The organism is Vibrio sp. LB10LO1 (assembly GCF_010092875.1).
In the GTDB taxonomy this organism is placed as follows: domain Bacteria; phylum Pseudomonadota; class Gammaproteobacteria; order Enterobacterales; family Vibrionaceae; genus Vibrio; species Vibrio campbellii.
Genome location: NZ_JAADJW010000012.1, coordinates 128,555 through 152,875, shown reverse-complemented (window position 1 = coordinate 152,875; position 24,321 = coordinate 128,555). Strand labels below are relative to the sequence as shown.

17 protein-coding genes and 1 pseudogene are annotated in these 24,321 nt (G+C 45.2%); 5 read left to right on the top strand and 13 right to left on the bottom strand.

Going from position 1 to position 24,321, the window contains the following annotated elements; translation table 11 throughout:
• A complete protein-coding gene (locus GXP65_RS11290; protein ID WP_162092819.1) occupies window positions 1-474 on the bottom strand; it encodes a hypothetical protein in 474 nt (157 codons plus the stop codon).
• 17 nt (window positions 475-491) lie between these two features.
• Window positions 492-3,656, bottom strand: a complete 3,165-nt coding sequence (locus tag GXP65_RS11285) for a response regulator (RefSeq protein ID WP_162860259.1) — start codon at window positions 3,654-3,656, stop codon at window positions 492-494.
• 448 nt (window positions 3,657-4,104) lie between these two features.
• Between GXP65_RS11285 and GXP65_RS11280 the strand changes: the two genes are divergently transcribed.
• On the top strand, window positions 4,105-5,643 hold the full coding sequence (locus GXP65_RS11280) for a sensor domain-containing diguanylate cyclase (RefSeq protein WP_162092818.1): 1,539 nt from the start codon (window positions 4,105-4,107) through the stop codon (window positions 5,641-5,643).
• Window positions 5,644-5,695: 52 nt separating this feature from the next.
• On the opposite strand, the gene GXP65_RS11275 is transcribed toward GXP65_RS11280, so the two are convergent.
• Complete coding sequence (locus tag GXP65_RS11275; RefSeq protein WP_162092817.1) at window positions 5,696-6,127, bottom strand: hypothetical protein; 432 nt, start codon at window positions 6,125-6,127, stop codon at window positions 5,696-5,698.
• Between the two features lie 284 nt (window positions 6,128-6,411).
• Between GXP65_RS11275 and GXP65_RS25255 the strand changes: the two are divergent.
• The 3 genes and pseudogenes from GXP65_RS25255 to GXP65_RS11265 all read left to right on the top strand — a co-directional run bounded on the left by GXP65_RS25255 (window position 6,412) and on the right by GXP65_RS11265 (window position 8,023).
• Window positions 6,412-6,596: pseudogene (locus GXP65_RS25255) on the top strand (DUF6434 domain-containing protein).
• 3 nt (window positions 6,597-6,599) lie between these two features.
• Window positions 6,600-7,349, top strand: a complete 750-nt coding sequence (locus tag GXP65_RS11270; protein WP_162092816.1) for a class I SAM-dependent methyltransferase — start codon at window positions 6,600-6,602, stop codon at window positions 7,347-7,349.
• A gap of 11 nt (window positions 7,350-7,360) precedes the next feature.
• The gene (locus GXP65_RS11265) at window positions 7,361-8,023 is read left to right on the top strand and encodes a DNA alkylation repair protein (RefSeq protein WP_162092815.1); all 663 of its coding nucleotides are present in this window, start codon (window positions 7,361-7,363) and stop codon (window positions 8,021-8,023) included.
• 89 nt (window positions 8,024-8,112) lie between these two features.
• Here GXP65_RS11265 and GXP65_RS11260 read toward each other — a convergent pair whose 3' ends face one another.
• The gene (locus GXP65_RS11260; RefSeq protein WP_162092814.1) at window positions 8,113-12,513 is read right to left on the bottom strand and encodes an SslE/AcfD family lipoprotein zinc metalloprotease; all 4,401 of its coding nucleotides are present in this window, start codon (window positions 12,511-12,513) and stop codon (window positions 8,113-8,115) included.
• A 313-nt stretch (window positions 12,514-12,826) separates the two neighbouring features.
• Here GXP65_RS11260 and GXP65_RS11255 point away from each other — a divergent pair, with 313 nt between their 5' ends.
• A complete protein-coding gene (locus GXP65_RS11255) occupies window positions 12,827-13,216 on the top strand; it encodes an ATP-binding protein (RefSeq protein ID WP_162092813.1) in 390 nt (129 codons plus the stop codon).
• A 48-nt stretch (window positions 13,217-13,264) separates the two neighbouring features.
• Here GXP65_RS11255 and GXP65_RS11250 read toward each other — a convergent pair whose 3' ends face one another.
• From GXP65_RS11250 to GXP65_RS11210, 9 genes are all read right to left on the bottom strand, one after another.
• Entirely contained in the window at window positions 13,265-13,903 is a 639-nt protein-coding gene (locus tag GXP65_RS11250) for a sugar transferase (protein ID WP_045373919.1), read from the bottom strand.
• A 10-nt stretch (window positions 13,904-13,913) separates the two neighbouring features.
• A complete protein-coding gene (locus GXP65_RS11245; protein ID WP_162092812.1) occupies window positions 13,914-15,110 on the bottom strand; it encodes a glycosyltransferase family 2 protein in 1,197 nt (398 codons plus the stop codon).
• Entirely contained in the window at window positions 15,107-16,219 is a 1,113-nt protein-coding gene (locus GXP65_RS11240; protein ID WP_162092811.1) for a glycosyltransferase, read from the bottom strand. Before GXP65_RS11240 ends, GXP65_RS11245 begins: the two co-directional genes overlap by 4 nt.
• Before the next feature lie 227 nt (window positions 16,220-16,446).
• Entirely contained in the window at window positions 16,447-17,874 is a 1,428-nt protein-coding gene (locus GXP65_RS11235) for a GNVR domain-containing protein (protein ID WP_162092810.1), read from the bottom strand.
• Window positions 17,871-18,998: a glycosyltransferase gene (locus GXP65_RS11230; protein ID WP_162092809.1), complete on the bottom strand. Its 1,128-nt coding sequence runs from the start codon at window positions 18,996-18,998 to the stop codon at window positions 17,871-17,873. Before GXP65_RS11230 ends, GXP65_RS11235 begins: the two co-directional genes overlap by 4 nt.
• 95 nt (window positions 18,999-19,093) lie before the next feature.
• Complete coding sequence (locus GXP65_RS11225) at window positions 19,094-20,479, bottom strand: O-antigen ligase family protein (RefSeq protein ID WP_045373932.1); 1,386 nt, start codon at window positions 20,477-20,479, stop codon at window positions 19,094-19,096.
• Entirely contained in the window at window positions 20,476-21,897 is a 1,422-nt protein-coding gene (locus GXP65_RS11220) for a lipopolysaccharide biosynthesis protein (RefSeq protein ID WP_162092827.1), read from the bottom strand. The genes GXP65_RS11225 and GXP65_RS11220 overlap by 4 nt, the downstream gene beginning before the upstream one ends.
• On the bottom strand, window positions 21,890-23,062 hold the full coding sequence (locus GXP65_RS11215; protein ID WP_162092808.1) for a glycosyltransferase family 4 protein: 1,173 nt from the start codon (window positions 23,060-23,062) through the stop codon (window positions 21,890-21,892). Before GXP65_RS11215 ends, GXP65_RS11220 begins: the two co-directional genes overlap by 8 nt.
• A gap of 10 nt (window positions 23,063-23,072) precedes the next feature.
• On the bottom strand, window positions 23,073-24,257 hold the full coding sequence (locus GXP65_RS11210; protein ID WP_162092807.1) for a glycosyltransferase: 1,185 nt from the start codon (window positions 24,255-24,257) through the stop codon (window positions 23,073-23,075).
• Window positions 24,258-24,321 lie beyond the last annotated feature (64 nt).

Genomic DNA, 24,321 nt, shown 5'->3' with positions numbered 1-24,321 from the left:
TTATTTCTCCGAGCTTACTACGTAGAGGATCTGTGCATTTGACGGAAGGCTACTCACCGGTGCATAGCCAATGCGATTTGGCTTTTCTTTCATCCATGTCAAAAGGGCATCCATATCGGAATTGTCGATAACTTTGGGCGGGCGCGCTTTCCCCGAGAATGACAAACTTGCCCAATGCGCATTCATTTGCGCGACATTTTTGTTGAGGAGGTATCGGTAGAACTCAGAGCGTTCCGATGAGGTATCAGGCCAATCAGAAAGCTCAATTCGTTTACCCTGCAGTCGTTTGGTTTTCCCTCGATAGAGCTTTCGTGCTTTGGTGATGTTGAGTTCATCAAAATCTGAATCGAGAGAAAAAATAGCATAGCTATCTGCTGCCAAGGCTTTACTATCGAAGGAGAGCAGCAATGCAAAAGCAATCATTGCGGTAGAGACAACGCTCAGCACCTTGTTTTTTAAGAAATGGGTATCCATGACCATTACCTTGCTCTTTAAATCACACTTTCAATTTGATGGAGAAGTTTTTCTTTTCTCACTGGTTTTGGTACATAGGCATCCATGCCAGAGTCATAACAGCGCTGAATATCGTCGTCTACAACACTTGCTGTGAGCGCGATGATAGGGGTCTTAGGCAGACCAGAAACTTTTTCGTATGCACGAATCTCTTTAGTTGCTTCAAAGCCATCCATCACCGGCATCATGCAATCCATTAAGATGATGTCGAAGCTATTATCTTGTTGGAACATGTCCAAGGCGATCTGACCATTTTCAGCGATTTCAAATTGATATCCTGCCTTACTTAGAAGTAGAGAGGCGACTTTTTGGTTGACCGTATTGTCTTCAACCAAAAGAATACGCTCAGATCGGCTGGGTAATGGCGTTGTCATCGGTTCTTCCGGCCTTTCTTTTGGTTGAGTGTTGATTCGGCTGCGTATAGTTGAAGATACCGCGGGAGTTATTGCTACGTTCGATTTGCTCGCCTCAACGGCTTTTGACAATTTATCTTTTAATACCGCTGCTTTGAATGGTTTAGGCACGTAGTCATCCATACCGACATCGAAACATTTCTGTATGTCGTCATCCACTACGCTTGCTGTTAAGGCAATGATTGGGATTCGATAGTTTCTATTGATCTCTTTTTCCAATTGGCGAATTCTTGTTGTTGCTTCAAACCCATCCATCACGGGCATCATGCAATCCATCAGAATCAATGCGTATTGATTTTTAGCGAACATCTCGACCGCTTCTTGGCCATTGGCCGCTAAGTCAAATTCATAGCCAGCCTTTGTCACATGTAACCCTGCGATTTTTTGGTTTACCGTGTTGTCATCGACCACCAAGATTTTATTGTTCGCATTAGATGTTTCGCTTGCAGCTGCCTCTAGAGCGGTTTGACTGAATCTTGCCTGACAGCTTTCAATCGCCTTGACTAGGCGTTGACCCAGAAGTGGCTGAGTAATAATCGCACTGACATTTTCACCAAAGTCAAACTGGTCGCTATGAAGGTGTCTAACGAGACAAATATGCACATTTTGAGCTGCTAATCGTTGGAATGTCGCTTCGTTTTTCATCGCTGAATTTGGTCGTGTCTCGTTGTAAATCACGATGACGGGCTCCTTATTGCTAATCCAAGCAGGAAGGGCGTCTAAGTGTGTTATCGATTGATGAACCGTAATCTGGTAGAAGCTCAGTTCATCGCGCAGTATCCGTTCCATGTCTGCATCTTCACAAACTACCCAAATTTGGCTGTCGCTGGCAGCATGCTTGGGATCAAAGCCCAAATGAACGATTGCAGGGGATATTTGGAAGAAAAATCGACTGCCGTGTCCTTTTTCAGATTCTAGTTGGATCTTGCCTCCCATTAACTCGACGAGCTGTGTACTTATTGCTAAGCCAAGACCAGTACCACCAAACTGGCGGGTTGTAGAGTTATCTTCTTGCGCGAATGGTTCGAAGATGTTCTTTTGTTGTTGCTCGTCGATCCCAATACCTGAATCCTGAACAGAAAACTCCATGACAGCGTTGGCGCCTGAGACTCCGTATGTGGTAACAGAGAGATGCACGCTCCCTTTTTCGGTGAACTTCACCGCATTAGACATAAAGTTCATGATAACTTGGCGTAGACGGTGATCATCAATCATCAACCGATAAGGGGTATTACGGCTAATGCTCACTTTAAGGTCGATGCCTTTTTCTTTTGCTTTCGGCGAGACAATAGATGCGATGTCGTAAATGGATTCGCGCACGCATGTGGAATGAGGGCTGATAAGTAGCATGCCAGATTCAATCTTGGAAAAGTCCAAAATGTCATTAATCAAGCTCAGTAGTAGCTGTGATGACGTCTCAATGGTGTCGACGTAGTCTTTTTGTGTAGCGGTAAGAGAGGTATCGGACAGCACTTCTGAAATACCGATAACACCATTCAACGGGGTACGTATTTCATGTGACATATTGGCAAGGAAACTGCTTTTTGCTTTACTGGCTTTAATCGCATCATCTTTTGCTTGTTCCGCGTCTTCCTTAGCTTGGGTGAGTTTGACCTTGGCTTGCTCGCGTTCGTAACTCAACCGCTCAACTTCTTGCGCAAATTTACTTAACTCATCTTTGCCTTTGATTAACTCTCTTAGTGGAGATTCTTCGCTGTAGCTATCACGACGGAGAAATTCGAGAACCAATTGAAGGTTGTTGGTTACTTTACGTACGAGGCGTAGCGCTAAGCTAATCACCGCGATGGTAATGAAAGACATAACGGCAATGAACATCAAACGCTGCTGATTGGCTATGGTGATCGCTTGACCAACATCCGTTTTGAGTTGATTGGATATGTCGTTATCGACGTTTTTGAGCAAGGCTAAGCGTCCATTTAGGGCGGTTAATCCTGCTGCAACTTCAGCTTCTGGCAGGGTGCTGAGCGCTTCTTCGTTGAACAGAAAGCTTCTGAACTCTTGGCTAAGGACGAACACTTCATTGGTGAATGTGTCGATTAACAGTTCAACTTGTTGTTGGTTGGCGTTGAGAGTGACGAAGCGTTCAAGGAACAATTGTTGGTTTTTGACCAGAGACTCAATCTCGCTGCTGATGTCGGCATCATAAAATTGGTTGTGCTCAACGGAGTAAATCAGATATTGGCTCAGGCGGTTCTCTTCTTTAGACCAAAACATCAACCACTCGATTTGTATTAGCGCAGAGAGGTGCGCTTGGATTTCGTGGGTGGCGTTATTAAACGGCACTTTTTCTAATGCGAGTAGGATCTGCTTATAGGTGTCTGCTCGCCATTCTGCAATGTCTAGACGCTCATTCATGTCTGTTGTGGTCGTCAGAGATAAGCTCGCTTCTTCTAAGCTGGAAAGCAGATCGGTCATTTCTAAACCTTTGTCTGCAAAGATGCGCCTTGCTTCGTTGTTAAGTGATTGGGTGATGGATTTGATCGCTAATTCCCTGTCTGAAACGTCACCGTTGTTTGGCAAGTTATACAGAAAAGAAACGTTATCCATATAGTCAGAAAATAACTGAGCCTTCTCTAGATCTTGCGCTTGTGTAGAGAGTCGATGAACTTGTTGTCCCGCGAGAAAGAGGAGCAGGACAATGGGTAAAACAACTAAGCTAAATAACTTGTGCTTAACAGATAGGTTATTCCATGAAAGCGATCTGACCACAGTACACACCCATATCCAATTGGTTGATATAAAAGTGTAGGCTAACTATCTCAATTGTTAGAAATGGGGTAGAAAAATTCATACTTGTACTGCGTGGAAACTGTGACTCCTACGACAAAAGTTAGATGATTTAAGGATATATGTTTTCTAATCTATCAGTATAAGTCAGTCTTTATGCATAATTACGGTTTATTTAACATGATGATATTTATAAACAAATGCCTTTTGTTGAGTAAGTAAAATATTTTGTCGAATAAGGCCTGAAAATGGCTGTTTAGATACCAAGGCATGGGTATAATTGCCGGATTTTCTTGTGATTGAGACTATGTGCAGAACGTACTTGAAATTTTTGTGATTTGAACTTCATAAGGTCACAAGCTCAGGGCGGGGAAATCATTATTATGCAAACGAAAAATTTTGTACGGCTATTAATAACAATAACTAAATCATGAACGTATCCAGAAGTCTTCAATCGGTCACACTGCGGTATACAGTCCCGATATTCCTCATTGCATTATTCACTAACTTTACTTACTGGGCGTATCAGCAAGTCGGTGAAGCTCAAAACCTTTCCAAATATCACGTCAAATCGGCAGAAATTAATCTCGGTACGATCATTGGTGGCTACCGTGATTTATTGCGAGCAATGAGTACCGACCAACATTTCACTGAACCCGATATCTCCTTACATGAGCGTGCACAGAGAGCAATGCCTTATAAACAAGCGTTTGACCTTGCGGGCATTGGTTTCAGTGATGGTGTAGGAAACATGGTGAGTACTCATAATGACAAAGTCCACTCTATTGCTCACCGAAAGTACTTCCATCAGGTTATTCGCACCAAAAAAACAGTCATGACCAATGTCCTCACCGATGTGTCTAACGGGCAAACGGTGTATGTATTGTGTCGCCCAATGTTTGATGAGGGGGGCGATTTACAAGGCACGATATCTGCGTCCATTCATTTCTCTGAGATTCAAAAAGCACTGGATACAGAGGGAGAGAGTGACATTTACAGCGTGCTATTAGATGAAGATCTTAACATCATTAGCCACTCTCGAGACGAGCATTACATTGGTGTCAACTTGTTCAACTACGGTTATGAAAAACTGTTTGACCGTGAAGAGAATTTAAAAGCACTAACGGGCTCCGAGAGAGGTGGCTTCTTTACTTACAGTTATCCTCTGGATTTATCATACGTTGAATTTAGTAGGGTAGAAGGTACGCCTTGGATTTTGCTTTCCAAAGCGAAATTTAGCGCGTTACTTGGCGAAGGCACATTGATGTTTGGTGCAAACGTGTTGTTGATTATCGCTATCTACATCGTGATCGCACGTTTAATGGGTAAGCAAGTGGTGGGTCTAACGCAGCCGCTTGACCGATTCTTGGAAGAGAGTAAGGTCGTGTTTAATGACGCTTCTATGGAATTAAAAGAGCATTTCGAGCAAGTTATTCAAGCCAGTCGCAATGGCGTCTTTTGTTCACGTAGTGGATTGCTAACACGCGAATACTTCTTGCGAGGTGCAGAGAAATCACTAGCCCTTGGCAATACGCCTAGAGCCTGTATTTTCTTTGATATGGATAACCTCAAATATATCAACGATACCTACGGTCACCTCGCGGGTGATAAAGTCCTCGCATTATTTGTGGCGGTATTGAGAGAGAGCTTTGGCCATAAACGTGACATTGTAGGTCGATTTGGCGGCGACGAATTTGTGGTATTGACGAAAGAGTTTAGAAACAAGCGGGATCTGGAACTCAAGCTAGATAGATTTCTTGAAAAGCTACAGAGCACCGCCGACCGTCTCGGTCTCGATATCAACTTAACCGCATCCATTGGTGTTGTCATGACAGATAATGCAGGAAGAGACATCGAGACCTTATTGCACTGTTCTGATATGGCAGTGTATCGAGCCAAGCAATTAGGCAAAGGGCGATATGCGTTTTATCACGCTTCGATGATAGAAGTACCGATATTCAATGAGTGAAGAGGGAGGCGATAAGCCTCCCTTTTTAATGCGCTTTGCTCTTGGAGGTGAGTTAAATAGAAACCGCTTGAGGCTGTTTTCTCAGTACATAAATGTCATGCTCACGCAACAGGTAGAGAGCGAAACATGCCGCAAGCATTGGCCATGCCGCGAAGAATAGTAGGTTGTTGAATGGATCTAGGTATTTCGCGAACGAAGAGAAAGTCGAGCCTGAGTGCAATACCAGAATTGCAAGATAAGTCAGATTCTTCCAAAGTCCAGCCACAAAAATCCCGATGAACACCAACTGGGCAATACCTAACGCGACAGAAAATCCACTCGAAATATCTAAGCCATAGAAGCCAGAAAATACTTTCATAGCATGTTTGGGCACTAGCACTTTATCCAGCGCCCACATGATAAACACCAGAGCGATACTGAGTCGTAATGCCAGTAAAGCTATTCCTAACTGCTGTTGAACTTTCGGGTGAAGCGTTTGTTTCATTTTCATTCCTTCTATAAATAGTGTGAGACCCTAATTGCAGACCGCCTTAGCGAAGCTCTGATTACAATGCGATCGGTAAATATTTGAGTCTCGTCCCCATTTTGTTTTCCCCGTGCAACCCATAAATGGTTGGAATATGAGCCTATCGGCAAAAATGAAGTATTCAGTAGCACCAAGTAGATGTGGGTAATAAAAGATGTCACTCTCTCTTTTGAGCAAGGCGTTGCGTATTAAGGTCAGGCAAGGAACGAGAGAAGAGTAACGTGGATTAGCATAAAGAACATATAGAAGACAACACGTTAGTGACTTCCTCATATAAGAGCACTCAGAATGTACGTCGTTTCTTCAAATCTAAGTGAGGAAATAATTCGCGTTTGATCGCGGCTTCATGCAATGGATGAACCAAGCAGAGGGCATAACCATGGGGGAAGCCGCACAAGAATGGTTACGCAGACAGGAAGCAAAGTAATTTATGGATAGCTATCAATACCGTTTAAACAACGATTTCTTTAATTCATTATGGACAAAAGCGGCAGGTGAGATCTACCCCTCGAACTTGCAGCCTTACAGCAGTTGTACTGTCGAGTTACTCGAGCAAATTCAAGGTAAACTCATTAACAAAAAACCTAAGGCTGTATTGGATTTAGGTTGTGGAGCTGGTGGCTTTAGTCGCTGGCTTAACCAAGCGTTAGATTGCGACGTGTTAGGCGTAGATCGTTCTGAATTCGCAATTGAGTACGCTAAGCACCATACACAAGAGGGCTCAAGCGTCGAGTTTTCTGTGGTGGAATTTGAAAATTTATCCCGTCTTTACAATAGGTTTGACTGTGTTGTCAGCATCGACGCTTTACCATTTGCAAAAGACGAAGACCAATTGCTGTCAGATGTTCATCGCTTACTAAATAAGGATGGCCAACTGATTTTCACAACACGGGAGCTACTAGAGGGCTCGCCTAAATCGAAAAAGCTGGGCTTTGCATGGCGTTCGGCTCTAGAAAGAAACGGATTTGAATTAGTTGAAGCGATTGAGAGAAAGGGTGTTTCTGAATTTTGGCATACCATTTATCAAGAATGGGTGAGTAATGAAGTTCAATTAAGGGAAGTATTGCCTAGCGAAGTTGTCGACGGCTTGATGTTGGAAGTTGAACAAGTTGGCTCTCGTTTGTTTGACGGGCGACCTTGGTGGTTGATTCACGCCAAACGTATCACCAACGAAGTGTAGAAAGAAGAAAAATGAATATTGTAGAAACGTTATCTGAACAGTTGAGTGAGATTGGATACCCCAACGAGCGAGTTCGGACAGGTTTGGTTAGAAGCTTGTCCTCCAAGAGCTTTCGTCAATTGGATAGCAAACAGCCAGACTTAGTTTTCGAACAATGTGAGAGATTATTAGCTGAGCGCGATTGGGCTTTGAGTGTGATTGCGTTTGATTGGGCCTACAGAATGAGAAAGCATTATGATGAGGTGACGTATGCTCGGTTTGAGTCTTGGCTTTATCAGTACATTACCGACTGGAATGATTGTGATGATTTCTGCACCCACGCTTTTGGTGCTCTCATTGCTCAAGATAACCCGTTGTTGCAGCGAACACTCAGTTGGTGTAAGAGTGACAACTTTGCCGTCAGGCGTGCCGCAGCAGTTGTACTTATTTATCCGATAAATAAAGGTCTGTATGGAGGCACTGAGCCTTTTCAAATAGTGGACTTATTGTTAGAAGATGACCATTACTTAGTGCAAAAGGGCTATGGCTGGATGCTCAAAGTATTGGCACAAAAAGAACCGGAACGTGTGATAGATTATTTGAAATGCAGCCACAGCAGAATGCCGAGAACGGCGTTTCGATATGCGATAGAAAAACTGGATAAGCAAACTCAGCGAGAGTTGATGGCCTTGTAGTTTGCCTCTTCGGCATTTCGCCAAAGCAAACAGAGTGACACAAAAAAGCCGACAGAATCGAATTCTGTCGGCTTTTATCGTCTTACGGGTTACTTAACAGACAAATACTCAAATGGAGATTTCTCTGGCTTAGGTAAGCCCATTGCTGCAACCGCGTTGAAACCGGCAGGCGTTAAACCACCGGAGTAATCAACAGTGCCATTTGGCAGGTTGGCTTTGGTTTCTGATGGGTTCCACATACGGAAGTAATCTGTTAGATCGTATCCGGTCAGATATGAGGTACATGCCATCATGAGATCCCCTTGGCTTAACTGGCTGCTTTGCGTTGAACAGTAGTTAATGCCTTGGTCGCCAATGCTGTCACCTCGCGCTTTACGGTGTGCGAGTTTGAAGAAGTTCCAGCCCTGATCTTTGCCAAAGATGCTTGGTTTCTCTGCTTGGTTCGAATACCAGTCATCAATGTTGAAATGATCTTCTGCCCACAGTTTTAACTGACCGAACATGGCTAAACGCATGCCAACATCCGCTTCACTCCAAGCATGACCTTCAAAACGATCAAGCCATAGCTGCGATTTAGATAGGTCGCTTGCGATGCGGTCCATATACGGTTTCTCTTCACGCTGCTCTTGCATGTAAAGGGCAAGAATGTTGTTAGTAACCTCAGTCGAACCTGCCATCATAAACGGCGCTGAAGCCAGGTTGTGGCCAACTTCATGCCATAACAACCAGTCATTGATTGGGTTCGTTGGTATCACTGTCCATGTTGGCCAGTAGCCGTTGCTTTGTACTGGGTAGCCTGAGTGCGCCGCACCAATCGAGATTTGCACGTCATTCACAAAGCGGTGACGGTTAGCGAGTAGGGCATCATAAGTAAATCGACGATGTTGACCTTGGTCAATAACCTGGTCACGTCCGTAAAAATCACTGGCATGATTCGCGAACGCATTCAGTTCATCGACAAACTTAGGCACGTCTGTATCCAGCAAGTTATTCGTTGGCGTGGTGTAGATGAAATGACCTGAGTCGATTTCTGCCAGTGGTACGTCTGTGTTGATTGGGTTTAGCCAAGATCCGTTTTTCCACCAAGATGCACGAAGCACGCCAGTGAAGTTAAACGTCACAACGTCACGAGAATCCACTTCTAACGGTTGAATGTAAATCAAACCACCGTAAGGTACTTTGAAGCTCAAAGAGGAACCGTCATATTGGAAGGTCTTTTGCACGCGTGGTGGGCGTTTCAAACTCAGCTCGTGGTTTGCACGGCCCGTTAGATCATCAACCAAAGCAACGTTGATAGATGCTTTCACGCCCCCTGAAATGGTGACTTCTTCAAGTTGTGGCGCCCACAAACCTGTCGACTGCAGGCTGCCTGCCGTACCTATCACGGTTTTGTTGTCAGTATGAATCGCAACACTCGCTGCACTGCCTGATTGGCTTGGTCGACCTGGGTAGCTCGTCGTGTCGACACTGATATCCAAATCCCAATAAGAGCGACCCAGCATCATGCGTGTCAGCGGTTTTTCCATCCAGTTCAGAGGGTAAGACGGATTCAGCTCCCCTGATTCGGTAATCATTGACCATTTAGCAAGCTGCTCTTGCGTCTCTTGAACACAAACATTGCCACCTTGGTGTGCATTGTCGGTGTAACAGTTCAGCATTTCGACGGCGCGTTCAAAACCAAGTTCATCTTGAACGTTTGGATTGAATTCGTACTGTTCATCATTCCACAGCCAAACCGATAGGTTATCGTAGGTTGATGTCAGCTCGGCTTGTGATAAGCGCTCTCCAATTTCCCCTTTGCTGCGGTAGTAAAGCTCGTGCGAAAGCAGGCGATCAATATTTGCACCTAAGTTCGCTGCTTTTACCATGCTATCGACGACTTCTGGGCTCATTTCGTAACGAGTAAAGTCTGGGCGATGGTGGTTACCGCGGCTTGGGATGCCATGACCTTCGCGCACTTCAATACAGTTTACTTCGTATTGGTAATCATCTTTACAAACCGGCACGCCAGGAAACTCGCGTTGAAGCTCTGCGACGGCTGCTTGCTTCTCTTGTTCCGACTTCACCATGTGGAAGGCATAACGTTGATGCTCTTGTCCATCAATTGAGACTTTGTACAACGGAATTTCTAGCGTTGGCATGTCGATATTGCCCGGCCATGTCACCGTACCGTTGTCGTTAATCTCAATCTTAGTCGTGTCTGCATATCGCTCATAAACCACGAGATCGTACTCTGCGACAGTATGCAGGTTAGGTACGTTCGGGCCAGATGTGCTGTGGCACCAATAGCTATCAGTACACAGAGATTGGAATGTCTTCGCAACGTTCGCACCACCAACAGAAACCCCAGCGGCATCAGCTAAACGAGCAATCGGTTCTGGGTTACTCTCTTCTAACGCGTCAAAGAAGATGATGTTGCCGCCGTTGTTTACGTATTCGATCAGAGCAGTAACGTCATCAGCATCTAGCTTAGGTTGGTTGATGTCAGAGACGACAGATTTCGTATCATAACCGTCGGTTTTGATTTCGTACGATTGAAGCAGGAGCAGTGGTGTAGAAGCCGCTTCTAATGAAGCAAACTGGCCGCTGCTTAATACGTCCATTTCACCCAATTTATAGCTTGGGTTAACAAAGAAATCGTAGATTTGACCTTCTTTACGATCCCAGCGGAATGCATGACCTTTATTGATGTTAGTCGCTATCGCGACAGAGGTTTGCGTCGCATTAGGAACTAACCAATCAATCAAGTTGCCGAGCATGACCTGCATGCTGCCGTTGTCAGTACGGGTATCCGCATCTTGGGCTTCTTGGTTGTGAGGCGTGCTGTAACGACATTGTTGTACTTCGCTATCGATACCTAAATCTGTACCTGCCCAGTAGTTTTCTGGACAAGAGAAGATCGAGGTGTACATTGCGTTGCCCAAGAAAACGACTTTACCCGAGCCAATCATACCTGCCGTCATGGTTGGTAGATTAAAGGTCGCGGTTTGTTTGGAAATCACTTCTGGGCGCTGCATTACGACCGTTGAGTTCTCATCAATGGTTTTAGCATCCACTATGTATGCTTTTTGATCTTTGCCGGATCCACGTGTCCACGCTGCTTCTTCACCAAATCCAAGCCAGTAACTGTTGTCGTTACGTGGCATAAGAACAGGGAAGGCTTCATTCGTCAGGTTGAAGTTACGCATCGCACGTGTGTAGCCAGAGCCGCCCCAACCATGGTTATCATGGAAGATGTGGACGCTATCCACGCCAGCATAAATCTGGTGCAGAGACTGTGTGACATAATTGCTACCAGAAGCACGAACTGTACGTAGCATCGGTGCAGCAAAGCCCGACCATTGAGGCGTTTGTTTTAGTTGCCCATCAATGATTTGTGTTAAACCTTGACTGAATTGTGCTTCGAACTCATTTGGTGTGGTGAAGTTCGTGCCTTCAATTTTTGCACCGTTTGGTAGGCTCAGGTTGATCAGTTCATTAATCACGTTCGGGTACTGTGCGAACACCTGTCGAACGTTGTCGCTGATTTCGATGTTATTGCCAGACGACACGCCATAGCGATGAACGAACGCATCAAGGTTCTGCTTCACCAATGGGTTGTCGCTTAAATCCGTAAGTTGGTAATTGACCTTATTGCCTTTCACTTGACCTAGAGTAAAGGTATCAATACCAAAGATCAGGTTTTCACCCCATAGGTATTCGAACTCACCGTTGGCATCCGTGATTCCACGTGCGGATTGGCTGAAGAACTCGACACCAGCAAGTGCGTTGCCTTGCGAGTCGGTTAATCGGCTCTTGGTAAGTGGTTTGTTGGCGGCACTTGGTTTGTATTCGTAGGCGGCTTCTGCATTGGCAGACACAAACGACCCTGTTAGGTTGTTGCTTGTACCTGGGGTGACTTCTGGTTGAAGTTCTGGATCTACGTGAGCGCTAGGTTGCTCGCCTTCATTCACTACGCTAGGGTTGAGAAACGCATCAATCGCAGCTTGATCGTCGCTTTCGTATAGGTCTTGGATGTCGTAACTGTTTATTTCATCCAAGCAAACTTGCGTGTCTTGCGAAGGACACGTATCGATTTTATGCAATAGCTTAGCGGCATTGTTGGCATGCGTACCGAGCACATCTTTAAGATCGTAGTTTTGAGTTAACTCAGCAGGCTGTGAGCCCGTGCGGGTTTGCACTGGGATCTGATAGCTGAATTCACCTAAAGAGACAGCGCCAAATTCACAACTGAAATTACCCTCTGAAGCCGCATAGGTAAAGTAGCCAGATTCACTGATGTTTTGTCCATCGCACTGAATATCGCCAGTCAGTTGTTTGCCATTGATGAACAACTTACCTTGATAGGTAGTTACGCCAATATCCGGCTGATCTGGCGGTAAATCAGGTTCTACCGTTGGTGGCGTAGTGCTTGTTGAGTGATTGTTTTCATCGCCACCGCAGCCAAAAAGCAGCGATGCGACAAGGATTGAAAGAAGAGTTCTTTTCAAGGACTAAACCCTTATAAAATGCCATCAGATTAAGAATGGCGAATTGGTTGAGAGTAACTTTATTTAAAAGCTCAGGCCTATTGAGTGTTGTATTGTAAATCATTCACTTTAAGTGATTTTTTGAGGCTCAATAAATGCGCGCGCATTCTAGTTTTAAATGCGGCAGGAGGGAACAAAAATTAACGCTGCGGGGTAATTATTTACGTAACTGAGAGCAAGATCGAGAGAGTAGATGAAGCTTCTGTTTGCTTTGGCTTTCTTTTCTATAAAAATCGCGTACAGTTTGCTGGTTTTCCACTAAAATCACACCATTATGCCCAACGCAAAACTTATCCTAATTCGTGGCTTACCGGGCTCTGGTAAGACGACGCTTGCCAAGAAGTTGTCCAAGCAGCTCATAGCAAAACATTTGGAAGCTGACATGTACTTTGAGAATGAAAGTGGTGAATACGTTTTTGATGGTACAAAGCTGACTGATGCCCATGAATGGTGTTTTCAACAAACGCGCAAGTGGTTAAGTAAGGGAAACACAGTGATTGTTAGTAACACGTTTGTACGTCACTGGGAGATGAAGCGTTATCTACAGTATTGCGAAAAAAAGGGCATTGAAGTGGAAATAAAGGTGTGTCGCGAAGAATATCAAAGTATTCATGATGTGCCACTGGCGACGATTGAAAACATGCGTCGGCAGTGGCAAGAGTAACGTTTCATCTATATTTTCCCTTTTGGCTTCCATTCTATCTCGCTAACCTTACTGACCTCGACCATCGATCATGACGACGAGCGTTTTGCTCATGATCGAAATATCCATCGAAATCCAAGAATTAAAAGAACTTAGACTCAATGCATAGCTGTGGTCGAAGCCCACTTTGCGGCGAACGTCCTCAATACAAGAGTCATAACCTTGGTTGACTTGCGCTAGGCCAGTGATACCTGGTAATACGCCGTAGGTACGTTCAACAAAATAAGGAATTTCATCTTCTAGTTTTTGATAGAAAGCAGGGCGCTCTGGACGAGGACCAATCAAAGACATTTCCCCTTTAAGAACATTGAACAGTTGCGGTAGTTCATCCAGACGCGTCTTGCGTAGGAATCGGCCAACGGGAGTTATTCGAGGGTCATTTTCGCTAGCCCACACCGCCCCTGAGCGCTGTTCTGCATCGATGTACATGGTGCGAAACTTCATAATTTCAAATAAGTCCATCTTCTCTGGTGTACAGCGACCAACACGAAGTTGACGATAAATGACTGGGCCTTTCGAATTGACCACAATGACTAGTGCGATCATCGGCATAATTGGCATCGTCGCCAGCAAGATGAGTAGCGAGATAACGACGTCGAAAGCGCGTTTTGCTAAATGAATATTTGAGTCGTAGCGTGAAATTTTCATTGTGTTTTCCTTATTGATTAACGCGCTTCCAGCGACCATTTTCCATACCAAGTAGGTAACGTAGTCCGCCTGCAAAGTTTGCTATGTGTCCAACCACCATGTAGTTGATCAACTTGAACGGCTTAAACAAATTGAATGCTGGTATTAAGTAAGTGATAAACGCCACTAAGTAGACGGCCAACTGTCCGGCCAATAGAAGTTGAAAAGCGGGATGCTCAATGAGCAAAATAGAACTCGTCAGGCACATGATCATTAAGTAGGGGGTCGCGAGGCGCAGAACCTTTCCTGACAAAAATGCAAATGCGGTGCCACGGTAACGAGGTAGCAGCAACCTTTTCAGCTTCAAGAACTGCTGCATATTGCCTGCGGAGATACGTAGGCGACGTTTGAAGTCAGAATCATCGGAGCTCTCCTCTAACTCAATCGCGAGCATCTTCGGTTCATAGACAGAGGCATAGCCTTGAAGCACGATACGCATTGGTAAGATAAAGTCATCGTTGATGATCTCTGGCTCTAAAGGTGTGAATAGGTTAGTTCTAAATGTGTAAAACGCGCCGTGAGAACCAATGGTCGAGCCGATTAATGACTCTTTGAATTTCACTTTGGATTGATAACGCCAGTAGGCCGCTTCACCTTGATTTTGGGTAGACATAATTTGGTAAGTGGCATTGACCACACCAACGTTCTCGTTTTGATAGTGCTGGCTGGCAAGCAAGAGCGAATCGCAAGACACAAGGGCAGATACATCACTTAGGGCAGTGATCTCAGAGGTAACATTTTCCATCTCTGTGTTGATCAAGCTTACTTTACCACGGTTATTTTTATGGTCGTGCACGATGAACAAGGTATCTGCGCAAATCGCTTCTTGGATGGTGCCTTGTGCGATCTCTGCGGTGTTATCGGTACAACCATCACAGGCGACGATGATGGTCAGCTTATCTCTGGGGTAGTCTAAGCTCGCGAGGTTACGAATCTTTTCTGCAATCCATTGTTCTTCATTGTACGCTGGGACGATCACCGTCATCGTTGGAAGCGTGCAATCGGCTTTTGAAGCTCTATAACAACGTTCTTTCCCCATGTTTTTTGACGTTTGGCGTTGTTTGCGACGAGCGGATAACCAATTCAAAACCAACGGGTAACCGACGTGATGATAGATGATCAGTAGCGCAGACAAAACGAAGCCGATTGTCCAAAGTAGATCGATCATAAGTTCTCTCCTTGAGCCAGAGTCGCATAGCGATTAACCATAGTTCTAATGTCAAAGTGCTTAAGAATGTGTTCTCTAGGAGAGCGAGGTGGTGACGCGAGTTGTTGCGATAGGGCGTCGGTCAACATTGGCACTTGGTTTGGTTCTACGAGTGTTCCTGTGTGAGGAGAAAGGGTTTCTCTAACCGCACCAACATCACTGGCTATACAAGGCACGCCACACGCCTGCGCTTCTAATGTAGAGAGAGGAAAGCCCTCTTGAAGTGACGGCAAGCAAAAGAGGTTAAGACTCTGGTAAAAACGCGGCATATCGTCAACCAAGCCAAGAAAAGTTACCCTGTCTCGGATGCCCAAGTACTGTGCTTGGGCTTCAAGCAACGACTTTTGGCTTCCGCAACCTGCAATTGCAAGGTGGGTATTTTTGGGGAGATGGGAAAAAGCTTTGATTAGTATTTCTTGGCCTTTTACCGCTTCTAAGCGCCCAGCCGTGCCGATGATAACTTTGTCTTTGGGTAGAGAGAAAAATGCTCGAGCGGCACTTCTATCGCCATCAGTAAATTTGTTGCAATCTATGCCATTGTGGATGGTGTTTACATTGCGATAGCCTAATTTATTGATGATTTGTTTTGCAACAAAGTCGGCATCGGCTGCCACTTGCGGCTTAAGCGCATTCAACAGAATCGACTGTAATCGTGCTGCTTTTTTATTGTTTAAGTGCCAGGCATCGTGTTCCGTATGGATTAAGGTTTTCACACCATTAAGCCGTGCGGCGATGCCTCCGTATAAAAGTGGGCCAATGTGATGCGTGTGGACGACATTCGCATTTAATGCCTTCAACTTGGCGCTCAAAGTTCGAATCGTAGTGAGATTGAAACCAGCAGGCTTGTTCAAAAAGTGGAGTTGGGCTTCGAAGCTCTCTAGTTTCTCCCAATGGTTTAGTGCTGTTGTTTTACTTCCCTCTAAGCTAATAACAAAAACCGAATCTTCGGGTTTCGCAAAGCGAAGCATCTCCAAAACCAACGTTTCTAAACCTCCGGGAGCTAGGTGTTGAACGACGTGAACAATCACGTTGCCGTGTACTGGTGATTCTTGTGTGCCTGAGTGTTCCATTCCTGAGCCCTCGACGTATCGCTATCGCTTAAACGTTGCAGGGGGCATGCCAGAATTTAAGTCTCCACTAAACAATGGTTTATGTTGAGTTTTTTTAGAGGTTCAAATTGAGAAATCGATATTCCCAATTTGAGATTCAAAATTGATGGAAGTGAGTTTGAGGTGAAATGACTCAATAAAAAAACACTCTGAAGAGAGTGTCTTAGGATTAGTCAAAAACGACAAGGTCAGAATACGATTTTAGGGATGGTGGTGATGACGGGAACGCCAAGGTGTTTCTCTAATGCTTTGCGAGAGCGAATAGAGTTATCTGCCAGTTCTGCAATGGTGGCAAGGCCAATGCCTAAACCTGCCCCCCCAATTAATCCAAGAAGAACAAAGATAATAGCAGGTAAGTTAACTGGCAAGGTTGGCGTGTAAGGCTCATCGATGACTTTCACGCGTTTGTTTTCTTCAAAAACACCTAAAGATCCTGTCAATTGCGCCATCTCATAACGTTCAACCAGTTCATCATAAAGTTCACGCTTTACAGCTACATCACGAGCAAGTCGATTGATTTCTGTTGCTGTGCTACCAAATCGGTTGGCGTCGCTTTCCAGCTCTTTGATCATGTTTCTTAGGCTAACCGTCTCTTCTTCCAAAGACTCGTAACGGCCGCGCATGATTTGCAGTTGGTGGAGTTGAGATACAAGCAGCGGTTGAGCATCACCAATCGTGCTTATGGTTGCTGTACTTGCAATATCCCAAAGTTGGTCACTGTTCATTTCCGGCTGTTTTGAGTTGAGCAGCACCGAGCGCTCTTGTTCCAGACGATTCAACTCACGTAGCTTACCTTGCACTGAACTGTGTGCTTCTGTGTATCGTGCACGCAATAGAGTGAGTTCACTTCGAATCTCGATAATTTGCTCTTCAATCTTACCAATCACTGGATTGGTCTTTGAAAGTTGCTGGTCTAAGCTACCAAGGCTACGTTTGACACCCGCTAACTCGGCTTCTTTCTCTGCCAATGTTTGTTTTAAGCTGGCGAGACGTGTCAAGCTCTGTGCTTGCATCGCTGGTGTTGCATGAGAATAAGCGTTTTTGTATTCAGCAAAAGCTTGTTCCGCTTTGTCCAACTCTTCACGGCGCTTGTCAATGTGAATGGTCAAGAAGTGGCTAGAATCCTTTATTGATGAGCGTTCTGGCGCTAAGAGCTGTTCGACAAAGTGATTGCTGACAGAGCCCAACACTTCTTCCATCCCTTCTGGTTGACTGCTCGTGAGTTGGATTTGAATGAAGTCCTTACCGAGTTGTTGAACCGTTAAGCGATTGGCAAGGTCTTTTATGATGAACTCTTGTTCGTTCGCGTCCATAGTATCGTTGATCAAGCCTTGCTCTTTGGCAACGGAATACAGCACATGGCGGCTTTTGAGTAAGGTACTCAAAGCACTCAAGCGGTCTTTCAACATGGTTGAAACTGCAAGGTCTTCAAGGAATGGGTTCATTTTGGCCGTTTCTTGGATCAGCATGCTGGTGTGAGCTACATACTTAGTCGGCACTGCTTTACTGACAAGAAAGCCCAAAATAGGCAGCACTATCATAGGGATGACGATCAGGTAACGGCGTCGCCATGCCCCGTGCAGTAAAAGAGTGAGGTTGTCCCTTAAATTGCTCATAACGCCCTCACTAATAGCTCAATTTGGTGCGCTCTTGATTCCCAGCTTTGTTGTTGAATGAGCGAGAGCGATCCTTCAGGTGGTGGAAGAAGGTGATTCAAGCTCGCACACACATCCTCAACATCCGTCACGACATGCAGCATGTGTTGGTATGGCTTAAGGGCAGGGAAAGGTGTGCTGATCACAGGAGTACAAGTCGCAAGGTATTCCAGTAGTTTGAGTGGGTTACAAGCTTGAATTTGGGCGTTATCTACAAAAGGTAACCAGCTTGCATCCCAATGCTGAGAATAACGTGGTAAGTCCTGATGTGCTCTCGCCCCTAGGTAATGAACATTGCTTCGTTGTGGTAAAAGGTTGTGAGGAAGCTCATTAGGGCCAATGAATACCAAATCCCAATCTTGCGCTTGTTCCGCCACTTGCTCAATCAATTGATAATCTAACCACTCCGACAAGCTGCCGTAAAAGCCAAGCACTTTTCGGCCGTTATTGGGCATGTCTTCTGCTTTGTCTACCGATTCTGAGAATAGGCTGAAATCGACACCATGAGGTATGGTGACGGTTTTTTCGTAAGGAAAGTTAGCCGCCAACTTTTCACTGGCCGCTAGAATAAGGTCTGCACAATCAATGAGCTCTGTTTCATGCTCCAATACAGTCTGATGGTCTACTCCTGCCAATGCACCAAAATCATCACCGCAGTAGTAGACAATGCCTTTCGCACTCATTTCTTTGCAAATATCTACGGCAGTCGGAAGTGACGTCCAGAAAACGGTGTGTTGAAAGCCAAGCTCATGGAGTTTTTTGCTTAGTTGGTATTTCATCATTTGAGTTGCAACTTTACGTGCCCATGCAGAACGTGGAGCGGGGATGGTAAGCAAGGTTATGGTATGAATATCTGATTCATTGTGGTGACTAAACGAGGTTTGTGCTTTGTCGTCTTTTTGCTTTACTGAGCCAGTCAGTTTAGCAACTAAACGTTTGGCGTCTTTTGTGGTCAGCGTAGGTTGTCGTAGGCCAATAGAATTAACCCAAAGAATACGATGGTTCTTTGCTAGGTGCTTTATCAGATGTTGAGTGGAAGAGGGTAAGCCACCGAAATCTTCTCCAAATACTACGATATCTGTCATCGTTCTCTCCTTGAGCCAATTATGTCGTTGTTGTTACCCAAGACGTATCACGATGTATGCCAATGGTTTAAATCTATAAAAACCAATCGGTTATGTTATTTTTGAATTTGAGAATATTCCGCTTTCTCATTTTGACAGTCAGTTTGAACGATGCGATTTATCACTATGGTGAGCGCTGCAAGGATGTAAATTGGCCAAACAAAGCCTTGAGTGAGGAAAGTGCCGGATACGATGGTACCGATAAGGCCGCTTAATACGGCATTTGCGCCAACTGAAAGAGTAATGTCTGACTGTTTAGTTAGAAGCGAGATAGAGCGCAAAGATGTTTTAACTAAAGACACGATCAAAGCAATGAAAACAATTAGACCAACAAACCCCGTTTCCGCCAGTACACCAAACCAAGTGCTATGGACTGCGTGGTTAATGCCGTCCCAATGGGAGCTATAGAAGAAGTAGTTATAGTAGAAATTATCTAAACCTACGCCGGTTAATGGGTTGTCGAGTGCCATTTTGAACGCCGCTTCCCATGCGTACAAACGCCCCATTGCAGAGGCATCAATACCAGCTTCTGCTGCACCACCAGATGCACGACCATTAATACCAGCGACTACATACAGTGATATTGCCGCCACTACCGCGAGAATAAGCACTAATGTTTTGCACCTAATATGCTTGGAAGCAAAGTAACCAAAAACAGAAAGGGCACCTAGCAGGCCCCCTCGACTCTGTGTTTCGAGAATCGACAGAAATAGAACAAGACAAGTCAGTAACGCAAACCCTCTTATCCAGATTGATGAGCGTTTCTCTACTAGCTGGCTAACCGTAAAGGCGAGAGGAAACATTAACACTAAAGCTAAGTCATTTGGATCGCCAAGCATAGAACCGAATGAACGACCAATCGACACGCGGGTGCCCTCGACCAGATCGATGCCATTACTCGCATTATGTAGCGCGACCAGCCCCACTAATAAGCCTGCAACCATGATGGCTTTGGACATTTGTGCCAGTTGTTTAGGGGTTGTGATAAGCCAAGTAATCGCCAAGGTCATCACTATTATCTTCCAATAGGTATTCTTGAATACGGTGATTGCGATATCCCGGGCTGAGGCGAACACAATGCCGATAATGACGAGAGCCCAAAAGATAAATAGCCATTTTAATGAAGGATGCCAGAACACGGTAAGCTGGCGACTGATCAATAGGTGAAAAGAGAGCGCTCCCAGCGCCCCCAATGACAGTAGCAAAGGGATTTTGAAGTTGTAGATAACGGGGAAGGCTTCGTGAATTCGAAAGAAGGAAAAGATCACGAACAAGGTGACCAGCCAAAAGGTTTGGTTGAGAACAAACAAGATAGCTAGCGGAGCAAAGCAGATGGCGACGATGAATATTGGATGGGGCATCACTAACCATGCCGCTGCAATAACCACAGTGATGGTGGTTGCAGCGGCGATTTGTGTGGGTCTTACATCCTTGGTATTCATAAGGTCACTCTTTTTGCTTCAGCCCTTAGTTTATTTACAATGTTGTTGCGTGTACCCCTGCGGATGAATCTGAAGGCGATGCCTGCAAACAGTACGCACGTCAAAATGCAAATGGCGATTGCGCCTCCGATGGATTGAGTAGAGTGAAGCAGGAACAGTGCCAAACCAGAGATGATCTGTAACGCGACCATCAAACTGAGTTGGAATGGTAAGTGTATGCATTGCTGCCCAATGACGAACGTCATGACCAGCTTGGCCAATTGAGCGTAGTAAAGCGCAATAAATACGCCATAAATACCTAGGGAAGAGAGCACAAAGAGTAGCGTTATAGCAATACCAGCGGCGGTAACATTGATGCCTAATAACCAACGCGTTCTGCGTTTATAAAGAATGGCGATATTCAGTAGTTCACTCCATTCTTTAAGCATTGCTATCGGCAAGAGGAATAGGGTGTAAAGTGCAGCTTGCTGATACGTATCAGGCAAAAAATGATTGATCACAATAAAGGCAAGTGTCGCGACAAGCACACTCAGTGCTGCAATGTAAATCATACCGAAATGGGAAATTCTTACCGCTTCCAAACCTCGGCTCCGCTCTAAGTAAGCGAAGCGTCGCGGCATCCACCACATGCCAAAAGGTTGGACCAAAATACACATGCCAATCGCAAACTTCACGGCGATCGCATAAACACCAAGTGTAGCCAGTGATGCATTAGCACCAATAAACCAACGCTCAGCACCGTTCATGCAGAAAGCGACTAGCGCCGACATCATGACCGGAATGCAGTAATGCAGGTGTTGTTTCGCCAACGTCAGGTCCGGCATAACGACTTTGTACTTATTGACGATGTGTAACCAGATGAATTGAATCACGGCCGCCAATAAGCCACCGAGCAAGACAGAAATGACGTGAGGATAAATCATCAAAGCGGTAACAATGAACACCACTTGAAGAACAGTGGTTGTTACCATCACATACAATAATGTTTTCGCTTTGTCATCTTGCATGCGCAGCCAAGCAGTACCGATACCAATGGCGCCTTCCAGAATAATTGTAAGCATCAGCACAATGAACTCGAACTGAGAAAATGGGCTAGGGATCGGCGCGACTAAGATGATAAACAGCAATATCAAACCAATCACTGCAGCAATCGTGATGGACAATGAATAAAGGTGGTTAAGCATGGCCACTTGTTTTTCTTTGTCTTTTTCCACTCCGGCGAAACGATACAACGCTTCATGCATTGCCATGCTCGCAAGTAGGGCGGTAACCACGCCGAAAGAAGTAAGCAACTCCAGCTTGCCCATTTGCTCAGGTGTCAAAAACTGAGGAAGTACAGGCAGCATAATGAGGCTAATACTTTTGTTGATCACCAACGCAATGGCAAAGAGTGACATGTTCGTCATGGCTTTAGGCATGGTCGTACCCTTTAGCTTTGTCACGCTTCTTTGTACTTTGTGGATCTCTACCGGAAGGGTCTTTGCAAAGCTGTTGAGTGATCGAGAAATAGCAACGTTCAGCGGTATATAGGCTCGCAACATTCAAGGCTTCTAGTCCCATGGTGACTTTCAACCATGGCGATTCATTCAAAAGAACGATCGCGTTGTGCAGCGACGCCGCATCATTCGGTATATATTTAATGCAGTTTTTACCGTGTGTGAGCACGCGATCCCAGTAACTGTCATCCTGAGGAATCACGACGCACATGCCAGCAGCTAAGGCTTCTAAAATAGATAGACCAAACGGTTCATTGATGCTGGTTGATACAAACACGCCGCACTGTGCACGAAGCTCATCTAAGTTGTTTGGTGACTCATGCCACTCGACATTCGGTTGACTAAAATCAGGCTCAGAGCAATCCACTCCTGCTATGTTGGGTTTGATATAGCAAATGATCGCATTAAGGTTGGTCGTTTCGTCTTGCTGCATTGCATCGAGCAGTAAATCAACATTCTTCCATTTCAACAAACTTGCCGCCCAAAAAACACGCTTGGAAATTGGATTTGCTTGCTTCGGTGTACGCTGAGAAGAAAGCCCATTCACGAAGGAGCTTGCATTTAAGGTTGTCCAGTAGCGCTCTACGGCAGGTTTCGGCATTTTTAGGTAAGCCACAAGCGCATTAATCATTGAATCGCGGGTATTGGCTAGGTAATGAATCGCATGGGCTTTCACCAAACAATAGCCTGATGCACGTGAAATGCCGACTGGTCCGTGGACCATTTGAACGATAGGTTTGCGAGAAAATAAACGAAGCAGGTACAAAGGCATGTCGTTGTTTGGCGAAGATAGGCCCATAAACCAATCAAGCTTGGGTAGCTTCAGCGTGACCAATAAGAGCTGAATTAAGTAGAAACTGTTCATCAACCAATAGGCGATACCATGATGTGACGTGATGGGGGAACGTTTGATCTTAAGCACCTGAACGCGAGGGTTGGAACGAAAGATAGCGCTCCAATGCTCTGGGTGCGTTGTTGCGATATAGCTAATGACGTCACGTTGGTCGCACTGTTTAATCAATTCAGCGTTGGCAATTTTAGAGCCGCCTTGCATTGGAATTGCGTCAAACATCAAAACACGTTTCATGGCTAGCTCCTTAGTTGATGTTTAACCAACGTGATAGCGGCTTCATACAGTGGATCATAGGCATTCGCGTACGCTCTTTTTGTTGGAGCACGTCGTGGTAGATGCCTTCAATCGCTTTTACAGAAGCTTCGACTGTGAGATGTTGACTCGCATGTTTATAAGCATTTTCTGCGAGCTTGTTGCGCAGCAGAGCATCTTGCAGCATTTGTTGGATCGCATTGAGAAGGCTTGCCATCCCTTGATTAACATAAAACAGAGCGCTGTGGTTGTGCTCAAATAGCTCGGGAATGCCCCCCGTTTTTGGCGCAATGATAGGTAGTTTCGCTAAAGCGGCTTCCCCAATAGCCAGACCAAAGGCTTCTTCGTAAGTACCACTGATAAAGGCATCCACATTGCCTGACATCCAAGCTCCTACATCTTGCTGTTCCCCAACAAAATGCACTCGGTCTTCCACATTCAAATCAACGGCCAATTGTTTTAGTGCGTTGCGCTCTTCACCGTCACCTACAATCACCAAATGTGGGTTATGTTGGTGGTAGTTGTGCATGTACATGGCTCGGATTAGGCGGTCAAAGCCTTTGCGTTTAATGAGAGAGCCAACAGAAATAAAGGTAAAGGCCTGTTGAGGAATACTGAGGCGATCTCTTACATTGATAGGACTCTCGTAATTTCCAAGCGATACACCATTATGTACGACATGTAGACGATCCTTCGGATAGCCATCTTTTAGGAGTTCTTGCCCAACGTCTTTACTCACACAAATCAGCTTTGGTGAGAGATGTAGACCAAGAGAGAGGCGGTCGCGCAATGTGTAGTGACAATGAAGTTGAGTAACCAAAGGAATGTGGCTCATTCGAGCGGCAACACACATCCATTGACAAGGACCTCCATTATTTACGTTTACGAGGTCGATGTTGTGTTCTTCTATGAGTGTCGTACCTTGCTTGATCAATTCGTTCCAGCCACTGATATCCCATCGGGGCGTGTTCCATCCGCCAACGAGGCTGAAATCGGAATACTTTGTCTCAATGCCTAATGATTGGCATCTCTCGATGAGTGGCGCGCAGTTTGACCAAACAAAAGGCTGGTACTGGTTGCGGTCGATGTTTGAGACAAGGTCTAGCAGCACTCTTTCGCTGCCGCGAATCCAGTTGTCCCCATAATGCACATAGAGAATGCGTTTTGGATTAGTCATAGGTATTACCTCGGTCAGCCAATCTGTTTTAATTAACCATTGCAACCGAGATGCCAAAATATGC

Bases quoted from the DNA above. Each gene is read 5' to 3' on its own strand.
- GXP65_RS11290 (WP_162092819.1), bottom strand. From the start codon at position 474: ATGGATACCCATTTCTTAAAAAACAAGGTGCTGAGCGTTGTCTCTACC.
- GXP65_RS11280 (WP_162092818.1), top strand. From the start codon at position 4,105: ATGAACGTATCCAGAAGTCTTCAATCGGTCACACTGCGGTATACAGTC.
- GXP65_RS11275 (WP_162092817.1), bottom strand. From the start codon at position 6,127: ATGAAACAAACGCTTCACCCGAAAGTTCAACAGCAGTTAGGAATAGCT.
- GXP65_RS11270 (WP_162092816.1), top strand. From the start codon at position 6,600: ATGGATAGCTATCAATACCGTTTAAACAACGATTTCTTTAATTCATTA.
- GXP65_RS11265 (WP_162092815.1), top strand. From the start codon at position 7,361: ATGAATATTGTAGAAACGTTATCTGAACAGTTGAGTGAGATTGGATAC.
- GXP65_RS11255 (WP_162092813.1), top strand. From the start codon at position 12,827: ATGCCCAACGCAAAACTTATCCTAATTCGTGGCTTACCGGGCTCTGGT.
- GXP65_RS11250 (WP_045373919.1), bottom strand. From the start codon at position 13,903: ATGAAAATTTCACGCTACGACTCAAATATTCATTTAGCAAAACGCGCT.
- GXP65_RS11245 (WP_162092812.1), bottom strand. From the start codon at position 15,110: ATGATCGATCTACTTTGGACAATCGGCTTCGTTTTGTCTGCGCTACTG.
- GXP65_RS11240 (WP_162092811.1), bottom strand. From the start codon at position 16,219: ATGGAACACTCAGGCACACAAGAATCACCAGTACACGGCAACGTGATT.
- GXP65_RS11235 (WP_162092810.1), bottom strand. From the start codon at position 17,874: ATGAGCAATTTAAGGGACAACCTCACTCTTTTACTGCACGGGGCATGG.
- GXP65_RS11230 (WP_162092809.1), bottom strand. From the start codon at position 18,998: ATGACAGATATCGTAGTATTTGGAGAAGATTTCGGTGGCTTACCCTCT.
- GXP65_RS11225 (WP_045373932.1), bottom strand. From the start codon at position 20,479: ATGAATACCAAGGATGTAAGACCCACACAAATCGCCGCTGCAACCACC.
- GXP65_RS11220 (WP_162092827.1), bottom strand. From the start codon at position 21,897: ATGCCTAAAGCCATGACGAACATGTCACTCTTTGCCATTGCGTTGGTG.
- GXP65_RS11215 (WP_162092808.1), bottom strand. From the start codon at position 23,062: ATGAAACGTGTTTTGATGTTTGACGCAATTCCAATGCAAGGCGGCTCT.
- GXP65_RS11210 (WP_162092807.1), bottom strand. From the start codon at position 24,257: ATGACTAATCCAAAACGCATTCTCTATGTGCATTATGGGGACAACTGG.